The organism is Bradyrhizobium sp. LeoA1Lang (assembly GCF_055413685.1).
Map to the genome: position 1 here is coordinate 1 of NZ_JBVAPG010000211.1, position 11,767 is coordinate 11,767.

Sequence of the window (11,767 nt, forward strand, 5' to 3'; positions counted from 1 at the left end):
ACTGCTGATGCATTGCGATTGATGGCCTTGACACGAACCATCCCATGTGAGGTTCTGGCTGGCTGGTTACCCGCCTCGATACGCCGCCCTTCTCAGGCCGTCATCACCCAGATTCCGCCATAGCTCGTTCAACATGCCTCAGAAAGGTACGCCGCCGGGCTTGAAATACACTGTCCCGGCGGCGCCCTGTCTCATACTGGGCCCCTGAAATCCCCAGTACCCATTGAAGTGCAACGCGTATGCCACAAGGGTATGACGCCAAAGAAAACTTATTTGATCCCGGCGCGGGAATAGGGCGGGACCGTCCGGTGTATCGTTAATCGTCAGCGGCCCTCTGCAACTTTTGCTCAGTTGGAGCGTAGCTCTGGCATGAGGGAAGATTTGGTCCGGTTTCGTCAGCTAGCCCAGGAATGCAAGGACCGGGCGGCAGAAGCTCGCTGTCCGGTGGACGAAGATGCCTGGCTGACGCTCGCAGCCGATTGGCTGGCGCTTGCGCAGGCCAGTGAGGCCGCAGGGGCGGGCGACGACGCGGCTACAGGCCGCGCTGCATCCGGTTGACGGCGACAAGAAGGTCGGGCCGCTCCAATACTTCCACCAATCTATCAAGGATGACGCGCTCGTTATTGCGCGGCCGCGGCTGCAAATATTCTTCAAGTATGCCCTGGGCATCACGAACGGCCTGAAGAGCTAGCTGCTCATCCGTCATTCTAGTCGCCTCCCGCAGTGGTGAATGCAACCCAACACAATTGAGCAAAATACGGTTCCATTTTGCTTAATTTTAGTGTCGCGCGGAAATCTTGCCGCAAGCTGGTCGGAAGCAGCGGTGGACGTATATTCAGGATCCTTTCCTGATAATGCATTGATATTTTTCAATTTTTGTTTTGGGGAAGGGGGCCCTTCAACCCGATTGAGACTGCGCGATCTGCTCGGCGCGACTGGTCGACCCGGGCGATTGGGTGGTGCTCCCGCTGTTCAACGGCCTTCGCGAGCGCCTTGCTGGCGCCCGCCTTAGCGCGTATCGACACCGCGTTCCCAAGATCAAGTTGGGGGTAAAGCGCAGTCCGAAATAACAAAATCAATGACTTACGGATTTATCCGATCTCTTTATCGCTCCAGAAGACTGATTTGGGAACATCGATGAAATCCCTGGTTTCACTCTGCCTTTGGCTTGCCGCTTGCTGTTACCCAGTGCTTGCTCAAGCGGAGTCTCCCGCGGCCATGATCTCCGGCTATCGCGCCCAGCACGGGGAAGGGCGAGTGGTGCTGGATGCGACACTCACGCGAATTGCGCACGAGCAAGCCGCGGCGATGGCGTCAAAGGACAAACTCGACCACGACGTCCTCGGCCCCTTCAACTCGCGCGTCCACCCATCGGGCGCGGGCCGGGCGGCAGAAAACATCGCCTACGGCTATGACAGCTTCCCAAAGACACTCGACCAATGGATCAATTCGTCCGGACATCGACGAAATCTCCTGTTGCACAACGCCTCGCGCGTTGGCGTCGCCAGTGTCAAGAGTTCGACCACCGGGCGCACCTATTGGGCCATGGTGATTGCCGGCGACTATGAACGTCCCAAGGTGGCGAAGAACTCGCCGAAAAGCTCAAAGCAGGCGACAGTTGCCAAGCCCAAATCTCGCGCCGTGGAGGCCTGTCGTCTGAAAATTCTGAGCATCTGCCTCTGATCCAGGACGATCGATGTTGGATAGTCGTGGAGCGAGGGAAACTCCTGCCAAGAGCCCTTGCCGGGGGCTTGGTCGGCTCCAGAGCGTTGGCACTCCGGAACTGCCCAACCTCCGTGATTGGGAGAACCGGTTGTCATTGCAACTGACGAAGGGGGTTGAGCGGACCAAGCGGAATCAACTCGAAGCTCATGAGATGGGCTTGGCCCAAAGGCAGCTTTTCAAGCATCTCATGGGCGGCTGCGGGATCCGTGACGTTTATTATGAACGCCACGCCGGCACGTCCCTGAAGCGAATACCATTGGTCAATCTTGCCGTCCAAGTAAAGCTTCACGGTCTCCCGGACTTCCGTCGGGAAGATCGCGCGTACGGCCGCAAGATCGACACCGGGATTCACGGTGCCGATCGCAAGGATTCGTGTGGTGGGCGTCGGCGGGGCTGCGAGCTGCGCGTGTCCGATGCCTACACTCGTCAGGCAGATGATCAACGCAGCGAGGCCGGAAGCGAGCGTGATTTTCGTCTTGGTCATTTTCATTGTCCTTTCCTCATGCGCTTCTCTGTTCGACTGCGTCCAACTCGGGGGACGCCCGCTTGTCAAAGACTTGTGGCGCGGCCGGTCTTATTGAAAGGCCGCCCGATGCTTCTCGACGAATTCGGCGACCGATTGCGGCTTGCGGCCGGTGATCTTCTCGACCACGTCGTTCGTTTCGGCCATCTGCCCGTCGTGATGCATCTCGGCGATCGCATCGAGGGGATAGGCAAAGTAGGCGCGCTTCATGCCCTCGAACGCGCGCCGGACGGCGCGGAAGTCGAGGACATCGCCGACGAAGATCTCTGCGCCGAGGGCTTGGAGCTTGTGGGCGCGCTCGTCGTCGTTGTGGACGAGGGCGCGGACGCGAAAGCCCTTTTCCAGAAAGAGCTTCGCAGCGATGCTTCCGGTGGCACCTGTGGCGCCGCCGATGAGGACGGGGGTGGGGGTCATATCGACGGCGCCTCCAGCACTTACTTGCCCTGGATCAGGAAGCCCAGCGGAGCGAGCGGGCCTACGGGGATGTGCTCGAAGGTCATGAAGCCGCCCCTGGTCAGCGGGAGCTGGTCCGTTGCCGCCTTTGCTTCGTCGACCGACTCGGCGTTCATCAGAAAGACCACGCCTACCTTGTCCTTGCGGAACCAGAACTGATCGATCTTGCCGTCGAGGTAGAGCCTGAGGGTGTCGGGCACCTCCTTCGGCATGATCTGCTGCCGTTGTTCGTCGGTGGGCGGCTTCGTGATCGCGCCAATAGCAAGCACTTTCATGGGTGAACTCCTCGTCTGAGTGATTTCTAACGAGGTTGAATCTAGCTAGCGGACCGCGAAACTGGTATTGTCGTAAATGCCAACTTTAGAGTCATTTACGCCATGCGCCTCGCGGTGCTCGCACTTGAGGGATTGTTCGACTCCGGGCTCACGGTGATGCTCGACGCATTCAGGCTGGCCAATAAGTTCTCAGGAGGAACCTCTCATTTCGACGTGTCCATCGTCGGCGTGCGGAAGAAGGTCCGGACCGGTCAGGGACTGGCAGTACCCGTGCGGGCCGTGACGCCGGACTTGAAGCCGGACTGGGTGATCGTGCCGGCCCTGAACACAGGGATGCCGGAGCAGTTGATCCCAGCGCTCGAGCGAGCGGATGTAAGGAAGGCCAAGGCGCAACTGCTGAAATGGCACGCCGAGGGCGCGCAGATCGGCGCGTCCTGCATCGGGACGTTCCTTCTGGCAGAGACCGGACTGCTCGATCATCGGGAAGCGACGACGACCTGGTGGCTCGCGCCGCTGTTCCGGCGACGCTATCCCAATGTCCTGCTCGACGAGACCCGTATGCTGGTGCCCTCAGATAGAGGGGTTACGGCAGGCGCCGCGATGGGGCACCTCGATCTCGCCCTCTGGCTGATCCGCAAGGCCAGCCCGGAACTGGCAACCGTCGTCTCCCGCTATTTGCTCGCCGACATACGCTCCTCGCAAGCGCCCTACATCATCCCCAATCATTTGGCGCAGGCAGATCCTCTCATTCTGCGTTTCGAGAAATGGGCGCGCGACCATCTCAAGACAGGGTTCTCGCTGCAGGACGCCGCCAGCGCACTGGCGACGAGTGCACGGACCTTGCAACGTCGCTGCGAAGCAGTGCTCGGCAAATCGCCGCTTTCCTACTTTCAGGACCTCCGGGTCGAGCGCGCGCAATCTCTCCTCCACGGCAGCGGTCTCGACCTCGACGCCATCGCGGCCGAGGTCGGTTACGTCGACGGAGCGACGTTGCGGACGCTCCTGCGCGAACGCCTGGGACGCGGCGTGCGCGAGCTTCGAGCCGACCTGCGCTGATGGCAGGCTGGCCCGAGCCAGGCCCGTACAGAGGCGCCGTGGTCTGACTCGGAGCGTCTTGCGCCGACCACACTGCGTCGGCGGATGCGGCCGCCGACGGTCTTGCAAGCCGGGACGACGACCGGCGAGCCTATTTAGTATTTAGCTCCGGATCTCGTGCCGCTGCGCGCCGAGATTGGTGATACCGCATTCCAGCACGTCACCTACCGCCATAAAGCGGTTCTTGCCAAAGCCGACGCCAGGTGGCGTGCCGGTCGCCAGGATATCCCCGGGGAGCAATGTCATATGAGACGAGAAATAGGCGAGCATCTCGTGGACCCCAAACAGCATGTCGCTGGTGTTGCCGCGCTGCTCATAGTCCCCGTTCAGCTTGGTCCAGACATCGAGCTTCATCCCGTCGATGCCGGTCGCCAGATATGGCCCTATCGGGGAATAGCTGGGCCGCGACTTGGCGCGCACCAGATGTTGTTGACCTTCCTCATCGACCTGTGTCGCGCGATCAGAGATGTCATTCAAACAGACGTAGCCGACGATGTAGTCGGCCGCTTCGGCCACCACGATATCCCGCGCCTCGCGCCCAACCACGATCGCCAGTTCCACCTCCCAGTCGAGCTTTACGCTCTGATTGGGGCCACGGAAGATCGGATCGAACGGTCCGGTCAGCGAGGTGATCGCCTTCAGGAACACCTCGGGCTCGGTGGGCGGCTTCATCTTGAATTCCTCAATGTGCTTCCTGTAGTTGAAGCCCGTCGCCGCGATCTGCCGAATGCCATTGATCGGCGCCAAGTAGGTGAAGTCGCCGACGACGGGAGAAAGACGGGACGTATCTACTCCGATCAAGGCGCCACCGGCTATTGCGTCCGGGTTGATGTCGGACACGATCGGGCGCAAATCGAGATGCTCATCCCCTTCTATAATTACGGGAACGGCACCCTTGTCTGTAAGTACACGGGCAAATTGCTGCATCGTCTATTCTCCATTGCTTCATGGCACCAATACGCATCGAGATATTTGACGGCTGCGCTCGCCTGAGCGCGGCCTGGTGGCTCTTGCATTCCACATCTCGGAAATGGACCTTGCATCTCATGACGAAAGTGTCTGTCGGGCCACAGCCGCTCTTTCATCTTGCTCTGATGAGAAACGTCCACGTTTTGGACGAAAGGAAATCCGGCGCGAGAATTCTGCCGTGTGAGGAGCCGCGCGTACCGTGCGGCAGGCCACGGAGATGTGATTTTCGATGGAATGGATTGCATTGAAGCTGCGAGAGACGCCTGCCGCATCGGCAATGCGTCACCGGCAGTGCCGATAGATCAGATCAAGAAAAATCAGTCGACCATCGTCTCGCTGCAGATGATCACAACCAACGCAGCCGCCGCCAGGTGGTCGGCGTCTGGCCGGTCTCCTTCCGGAAGGCCGCCCCAAAGGAGCTTTGATTGGCGAAGCCAACGCTGGCGGCAATCACGGACACGCTCAGATCGCGGTTGCGCAGCAACGCCTTTCCTTTGTCGATCCGGTGCCGGCGCAACCAGGCATGAGGAGCAATTCCCATCGATTGCTTGAACGCAAATGCAAAGTGTCCGGGCGACAGCCCAATCGCACTTGCGATTTCGGAAAGCGATATGTCGTCACTCAAGCGGCTGACCATGTACTCACATGCTCGACGAAGGATCGCTGGCGGAAGCCCACCGCGCCTAAGCAACTTTACTTGGCTCGCATGATTCGAAAGATTACGGGCGGCCTGCAGAGCGAGCAATGTGACTGCAGTCTCCGAATAGAGAAGACCTTGTCGTGCTTCGCTCTCACACTCTTCGAAGATAGCCTCTGCCAGATTCCAGCTGAGGTGGTCGTCATACTCCCAGGTCTCGATAAACTCCAGCGTACTGAGATGCCCGAGTTCAGCAACTCTCAGGAGATAGGCGGGTTCAAACTCCATTGCGAGAAAGCGGTAGTTCGATTTCTCTTGGATACTGAATTCCACGCCCGTTCCGGGCGGCAATACGAGGCCATAGCGCGGTCTATTTTTGTAAGCCCAAAACCGCTTGCCCGATTTGGCTTCGGCTTCGGCAACGCCAGAATTCCACGAGAAATGCAGCTCCAACAAACGCGTTCGGACTTCGGCCGCGCCTGAGACCTTTATGATCGCGTGAGTCGCCGCAGTTCCGCCCGCCCATCTGATCATCTTTGAGTGGGCGACACTTCCTTTCACATCGGACCACAAAGTATCCTGATGGCCCGGGCCACTGAACATGGCTACAGGAGGATCGAGTCGCGCTCCAGCAACGGGCGGATCTGTCGGATGCATTCTAATCCTCGGACATGCACCTAGCGTAGCCGTCTTTTCGCTTCGTGATTTCCGTACAGCATCGACGTCGACTTTTAATCATATCCGTTGCACTGACTTCTTGGATATCAAGTTCGCACGGCAGTTTCCGAACAGGCGGAGATCTTCTTCGGCCGCCGCGCGACCAGGTGGCTGCGGGACACGCCGCTATCGCCACTGCCGCACATGCTCGATCAAAGCGCGCATTTTGGGCGCCATGTTGCGACGCTGAGGGAAGTAGAGAAAAAAGCCGGGAAACGGCGGTAGGAATTCTTCTAGTAGCGGGACGAGTTCGCCCGTCTTCACGAATGGATGGAAGGTTTCCTCCGTCGCAAAGGTAATACCCGCCCCGCAGAGTGCCGCACGAAGCATCAAGCGCAAGTCGTTCGTGGTGATCTGGGGTTCGACCGCCAGGTCGAAGGGAATGCCGTTCTCTTCAAACTCCCAGCGGTAGGGCGCGACGTGCGGCGCAGGGCGCCAGCCGATGCAGCGATGATGGACCAGTTCGCGTGGATGCGTCGGCGCGCCGTGGGCTGCGAGATAGGCGGGAGCTGCCACGACTGCTTCGCGCTGATCGCCTGTCAGGGGAACCGCGATCATGTCTTGCTCGATCACTTCGCCCAACCTGACGCCCGCATCGTAGCCGGCGGCGACGATATCGAACTCTTCGTCCGTGACCGTGACATCGATCGTGACACCAGGATGAGCCGCGGCGAAGGATGCGATGAGGGGGCCCGAAAGGAACCGCTCGGCAATCGAGGTGACGGCGATGCGCAGCAGCCCGCGTGGCGCATTCTCTGCGGCCACGTCGTCAAGCGCCGTGGCGATATCCGAGATGGGTTGGGACAGTGCCTCGCGCAGACGCTCCCCAGCTTCCGTCAGGCGCGCCGAGCGGGTCGTGCGCGTGACGAGGCTCGTGCCAAAGGCATCTTCAAGCCGCCGCACTCCCTGGCTGACAGCCGAACGGGTCACGCCCAGGCGATCGGCGGCAGCACGGAAGTTGTGTTCTTCCGCGACGGCGAGGAAGAGCGGCAGCAGGTTGAGGTCAATCTTCATTGTCCAGCGCCGCTAACCATCCAGTCAAACACTGGATAGATACCAGCAACAGCGACGAACGTCCATCTTGGCTCCGAATGCAAGCAGGGAGCACGATATGGACAAGGTTATTCTAATCACCGGCGCCTCCAGCGGGATCGGCGAGGGCATCGCCAGAGAGCTTGGCGGGGCCGGCGCAAAGGTGCTGCTGGGCGCCCGCCGGCTGAACCGCATCGAAGCCATCGCCGGTAACATCACAGGAGCCGGCGGGATCGCCCAAACCCGGCTGCTCGACGTGACCGACCGCCATTCCATGACCGGCTTCGCTCAGGCGGCGATGGAAGAGTGGGGGCGCATCGACGTTCTCATAAACAATGCAGGCGTGATGCCGCTCTCGCCGCTTGCCGCCGGCAAGCTGGACGAATGGGAGCGCATGGTCGATGTCAACATCAAGGGCGTGCTCTGGGGCATAGGCGCTGTCTTGCCGATCATGGAGGCGCAGGGCAGCGGCCAGATCATCAATATCGGCTCCATCGGCGCGCTCGCGGTCGTGCCGACGGCCGCCGTTTATTGCGCAACGAAGTTCGCGGTTCGCGCGATCTCGGACGGCCTGCGTCAGGAGAGCGCGAACATCCGCGTCACCTGCGTCAACCCCGGCGTCGTGGAGAGTGAACTCGCCTCGACCATCACCCATGCGGAGACCGTGGCTGTGATGGAGCGCTATCGGGCGATCGCGCTTCAGCCCGCCGACATCGCGCGCGCCGTCCGGCAACTGATCGAGGCTCCGCCGAGCGTGGACACAACCGAAATTACCATCCGACCGACCGCATCGAGCAACTGATGCCGGACGAGCCGATCCTCGATCGGGGGCAATCCTGTGCTGATGGCCCCGTTCGCCCCCTTGCTCGCCCCTTAACGACAGGAAAGAGGCCATGACCTTTGCAACTTCGATCGACCGACTTGCGGACCGCACCCGCGCGCTCCTGATCCTCCTGACATTCATAGCGACCACGGGCGTCGCCCAGGCCAATTCCCCCACGCCGGATTCCAACATCGAGGCGCGGAATGAAGCCACCGTGCGTAAGGCTTTCGAGGGATGGACTGCGGGCGGCAACGTCTTTGCTGACCTCCTGGCCCCCGATGTGACATGGACAATCCATGGCTCCGGCCCCGTCGCCGGCACCTATCGCGGCCTCAAGGATTTCGTCGACCGTGCCTCGGTCCCCCTCGTGAGCCGTCTCGCGACTCCGCTCAAGCCTGTCGTGCACCACATCTGGGCCAGAGGCGACAGGGTCATCATCCGCTTCGACGCTTCGGCCACCACGACCTCGGGAGCGCCGTACCGCAATCGGTTCGTGTGGATCTTCAAGATGAAGGACGGGTCTGTCGTCGAGGCTGAAGCCTTTCTCGATCTCGTCGCCTATCAGCAGGTCGTCGACAACAACGAGCCGCGCCAGCAATAGGCGGCCATAATGAACCTCGCCTGGGCCAGTCGCTTCGTGTCCTCCGACGCGGAGCGGCCGCCCGGTCCCAACTCAACACACACGTATGAAATGAGGAGTTCGGCCATGCAGCGCGCCTTTGCAGCCATGATCGCGACAACGCTCCTGATCGCACCCGCGCGGGCCGAGGAAACAGAATTGAAAGCCAATCACCACCCCTATGTCGGCCTCTGGGTTACGCAGAACGGCCACATCCGTCACGAACTTCTGCCGAACGGCCGCTACGTTGAAGCGCGAGGGACGCGCGAGCGTGCCTACGAGGGGCGTTACGAAGTGACCGGCACGCACATCGAATATTGGGATGATACTGGCTTCACCGCTGACGGCGAATTCATCGACGATGTTCTGCATCACGCCGGGATGATCCTCTATCGCCGGTAACGCAGGGGCTCATCCGTTGCGCAACGCTCACGACGATCCCGAAAGCGGTCGTCCGTTTAAGCCTTTAGGGCACAATTGCGAGATCGTGTGGCTGCCGGCTACGAAGCTTTGCCATTCCGCCGGGCATCGCGCTCGGCGAAGATGCGCGAGACCTCGGCCATGTTCTCGCTTCCCCAAGTGCACAGCGGCACGAGCGCTTCAGCGAGGCTGCGGCCAAGCGGGGTGAGCGCATAATCCACGCGCGGCGGGACTTCCTTATAGTCGGTCCGTTTGACGACATCGTCGGCCTCCAGTTCCTTCAGTTGCTGGATCAGCACCTTGTCGCTGACGCCACGGACGGCCCGCTTCAACTCGCCGTAACGGTTCGGACCACAGAGGGCTAGGCCGCAGGCCCACGTCAGCAGAGTGACAATCTGGCAGTGCAAGACCCGACGATGGTCTATCCCCGGCGGTATCACGAGGCCGTCTATGGGCGGCGGTATCGGCGTCCGGAATGGCCGGACGAGCAATCCAGGCCGATCGGCGGCATTCGGCTGTGATTTCAGTTCGCGGGAGGGGGTGACATTTGAAATTGCGCGCTACACCAACGGCGCAAGTTCGGTCGATAATATCGACCACGGCACCGGCAACGGCGTCGGCACGGCGACCGCGCAACACGGATATTGACCCCAGAGCCGATGCGGAGAAATTGGGGCAACGCCTGGCTAGACCAGTTCGTAAAGAACATCGGCAACGCCAGCGCGATCCAACCGTTCGAGCTATACGTTCGGCCTCGACTGAATGAGCTGATCGACATGAACTGTTTTTCCCGGGAACTGCTCGAGCAGTGGATCAGGGATGCTCACGCAGTGTCCGTGCGCTCCTTCAGAACATTCTTCGAGGCCAAGAGCGCGCACCAGAAGCGGATCCAGCGAAACTTTCGTTCCTGCAAGCTGAAAAGCCGAGCGGGCAGCCGAATTAGGCGCACACCATGGCAGGCAACGATACAGCAACTCTCGTCGTCGCTCTATCGGCGCAATTGACCCGCTTTGAGCGGGACGGGACATGAAGCGGGCCGGCGATATTGCCGACAGAATGCAACGCCTTCGGGATCATTCTCCTCGAACCACGTCTCGGCGGCGTCCTGGTTCAAAACCATTCTCGCCGAATCCTCTCGTGAAGGCCTATGATGTCATCGCGAGTACTTCTTCTGGCGCTCTCTTCGTTGACGCTATGCTTTAAACCTCACGACTTCTTCAACGTAACCGCGACGCATCCAGTACGGGTATCGCTCAACTCGCAATGTGTTGCCACTGTAGAGATCACGAACGGTAAACGGATTGCCTTCGTGATTGATCGATAAAAAGACGCCGCATCGCTTCTCAATGAAACGCCAATACGTTGTTGCAGTTGCGCGGTCGATTTCAGTGAGCGAGTCTGCATTAAGCACAACATCGAAATGCCCCTCCAACTCGGTGAGGACTCTATCTGGTACGATTTGAAATCCGTCGCGTTTTTCACCATGGAGGCGAACGGTACTCTCGCCTAGCGTAGTTCCGAGGAAATGGGCTTGTGCAACATTCGACAGCGGGATGTCTATTCCAACGTAATTCCCAACCCCGAACAGCTTGAGATAAAACGCTGTACGACCGAGGCCGGGGCCTATCTCCAGTACCCGAGGAGTTGTCGCGAGGTTGACCGCACGCCATGCTTGATAGATCGCCTGAATAGTCCGGTAACTCACAATGCCGCGTGATGTGGATAGACCTACCTCGCCGGCATAAGGATTAGGGAAGGCCACGCGTACACTGAAATGATCGTCTAGCTTCGAAAGGATATTTTCAATACCTGGATCCAGGTCGCTGTGGTGACCATAGTTCTCTGGGTTCGCGAGACGGATCGCACCAACGGATTCGGCGAGCCTGCGTAGGTTGTCGTAGAGCCATTCTGACGTCTTAACCAGTGCAGAGGCCGGGTCCGTTCTGCCTTCTACAAACAACATTAGTTCGTCGAAACCGTAGCACAACATTGAATGAGTTGGGTTGTGCAGCATCTCGCCGACGACGTTGACGTCGCCGTCTAATAAGGTCGAATGTTCCTTGTGTTTTATCTCGGCGAGAGGACCCTCCCACATCGAAGTCGGGGATCCTTTATCTCCCGTGGCTATCGCGGCGCGATAGGACCGGATGATGCGCTCTATGAAATCCGTGCTCGAACGGTGTTGCGACTGTCCCGATGTTGCAATGACAGACGCCGAATGCTCGCGAGGGCGGTGACGCAGCCAGCACAGTTTGAGTTCATCCTCCAACTGAGTGACTCTAGTTTGTAGGTCATCGCGAGTGATTTTGAGGCGCGAACATTCAGACTCAAGCACTGCAACCCGAGTAAGCAGGGGTGCCGTCCGAAAAGCGGTTGGAATTGAAAGTGGCGTAGTCTCCGGGGTGATCAACCTCGAATCACCCGGCGTTGACGCGCCGGGCTGGAGACCACGCCATGACAAGCGTTACCACGAAGGCTT

At 59.7% G+C, this 11,767-nt stretch carries 15 protein-coding genes; 6 read left to right on the forward strand and 9 right to left on the reverse strand.

The genetic code is table 11. The features are described from left to right. Window positions 1-532 precede the first annotated feature (532 nt). Window positions 533-706, reverse strand: coding sequence for a hypothetical protein (locus ACZYOF_RS38700; RefSeq protein ID WP_282526432.1), 174 nt, complete (start codon window positions 704-706; stop codon window positions 533-535). Between the two features lie 431 nt (window positions 707-1,137). On the opposite strand from ACZYOF_RS38700, the gene ACZYOF_RS38705 reads away from it, so the two are divergent. Continuing rightward, window positions 1,138-1,683: a CAP domain-containing protein gene (locus tag ACZYOF_RS38705; RefSeq protein ID WP_463719027.1), complete on the forward strand. Its 546-nt coding sequence runs from the start codon at window positions 1,138-1,140 to the stop codon at window positions 1,681-1,683. A gap of 133 nt (window positions 1,684-1,816) precedes the next feature. Here ACZYOF_RS38705 and ACZYOF_RS38710 read toward each other — a convergent pair whose 3' ends face one another. From ACZYOF_RS38710 to ACZYOF_RS38720, 3 genes are all read right to left on the reverse strand, one after another. Beyond that, entirely contained in the window at window positions 1,817-2,215 is a 399-nt protein-coding gene (locus ACZYOF_RS38710; RefSeq protein ID WP_463719028.1) for a hypothetical protein, read from the reverse strand. Window positions 2,216-2,299: 84 nt separating this feature from the next. Then, window positions 2,300-2,662 (reverse strand): NmrA family NAD(P)-binding protein, encoded by a 363-nt coding sequence (locus tag ACZYOF_RS38715; protein ID WP_463719029.1) that lies wholly within the window; start codon window positions 2,660-2,662, stop codon window positions 2,300-2,302. A gap of 20 nt (window positions 2,663-2,682) precedes the next feature. Then, the gene (locus ACZYOF_RS38720) at window positions 2,683-2,976 is read right to left on the reverse strand and encodes a hypothetical protein (RefSeq protein ID WP_463719030.1); all 294 of its coding nucleotides are present in this window, start codon (window positions 2,974-2,976) and stop codon (window positions 2,683-2,685) included. Between the two features lie 102 nt (window positions 2,977-3,078). Here ACZYOF_RS38720 and ACZYOF_RS38725 point away from each other — a divergent pair, with 102 nt between their 5' ends. Continuing rightward, window positions 3,079-4,032: a GlxA family transcriptional regulator gene (locus ACZYOF_RS38725; RefSeq protein WP_463719031.1), complete on the forward strand. Its 954-nt coding sequence runs from the start codon at window positions 3,079-3,081 to the stop codon at window positions 4,030-4,032. A gap of 141 nt (window positions 4,033-4,173) precedes the next feature. On the opposite strand, the gene ACZYOF_RS38730 is transcribed toward ACZYOF_RS38725, so the two are convergent. The 3 genes from ACZYOF_RS38730 to ACZYOF_RS38740 all read right to left on the reverse strand — a co-directional run bounded on the left by ACZYOF_RS38730 (window position 4,174) and on the right by ACZYOF_RS38740 (window position 7,408). Then, a complete protein-coding gene (locus tag ACZYOF_RS38730) occupies window positions 4,174-4,998 on the reverse strand; it encodes a fumarylacetoacetate hydrolase family protein (RefSeq protein ID WP_463719032.1) in 825 nt (274 codons plus the stop codon). Between the two features lie 388 nt (window positions 4,999-5,386). Further along, entirely contained in the window at window positions 5,387-6,334 is a 948-nt protein-coding gene (locus ACZYOF_RS38735; RefSeq protein ID WP_463719033.1) for an AraC family transcriptional regulator, read from the reverse strand. 186 nt (window positions 6,335-6,520) lie between these two features. Beyond that, window positions 6,521-7,408 (reverse strand): LysR family transcriptional regulator, encoded by an 888-nt coding sequence (locus ACZYOF_RS38740; RefSeq protein ID WP_463719034.1) that lies wholly within the window; start codon window positions 7,406-7,408, stop codon window positions 6,521-6,523. A 97-nt stretch (window positions 7,409-7,505) separates the two neighbouring features. Here ACZYOF_RS38740 and ACZYOF_RS38745 point away from each other — a divergent pair, with 97 nt between their 5' ends. The 3 genes from ACZYOF_RS38745 to ACZYOF_RS38755 all read left to right on the forward strand — a co-directional run bounded on the left by ACZYOF_RS38745 (window position 7,506) and on the right by ACZYOF_RS38755 (window position 9,270). Beyond that, entirely contained in the window at window positions 7,506-8,228 is a 723-nt protein-coding gene (locus tag ACZYOF_RS38745; protein WP_463719035.1) for an SDR family oxidoreductase, read from the forward strand. Between the two features lie 91 nt (window positions 8,229-8,319). Further along, window positions 8,320-8,850 (forward strand): nuclear transport factor 2 family protein, encoded by a 531-nt coding sequence (locus tag ACZYOF_RS38750; RefSeq protein ID WP_463719036.1) that lies wholly within the window; start codon window positions 8,320-8,322, stop codon window positions 8,848-8,850. Window positions 8,851-8,940: 90 nt separating this feature from the next. Beyond that, window positions 8,941-9,270: an Atu4866 domain-containing protein gene (locus ACZYOF_RS38755; protein ID WP_463719040.1), complete on the forward strand. Its 330-nt coding sequence runs from the start codon at window positions 8,941-8,943 to the stop codon at window positions 9,268-9,270. Between the two features lie 98 nt (window positions 9,271-9,368). Here ACZYOF_RS38755 and ACZYOF_RS38760 read toward each other — a convergent pair whose 3' ends face one another. After that, the gene (locus tag ACZYOF_RS38760; protein WP_463719037.1) at window positions 9,369-9,728 is read right to left on the reverse strand and encodes a winged helix-turn-helix transcriptional regulator; all 360 of its coding nucleotides are present in this window, start codon (window positions 9,726-9,728) and stop codon (window positions 9,369-9,371) included. Window positions 9,729-9,738: 10 nt separating this feature from the next. Between ACZYOF_RS38760 and ACZYOF_RS38765 the strand changes: the two genes are divergently transcribed. Then, window positions 9,739-9,936 (forward strand): hypothetical protein, encoded by a 198-nt coding sequence (locus ACZYOF_RS38765; RefSeq protein ID WP_463719038.1) that lies wholly within the window; start codon window positions 9,739-9,741, stop codon window positions 9,934-9,936. A 544-nt stretch (window positions 9,937-10,480) separates the two neighbouring features. Here ACZYOF_RS38765 and ACZYOF_RS38770 read toward each other — a convergent pair. Next, window positions 10,481-11,557, reverse strand: coding sequence for a hypothetical protein (locus ACZYOF_RS38770; protein WP_463719039.1), 1,077 nt, complete (start codon window positions 11,555-11,557; stop codon window positions 10,481-10,483). Window positions 11,558-11,767 lie beyond the last annotated feature (210 nt).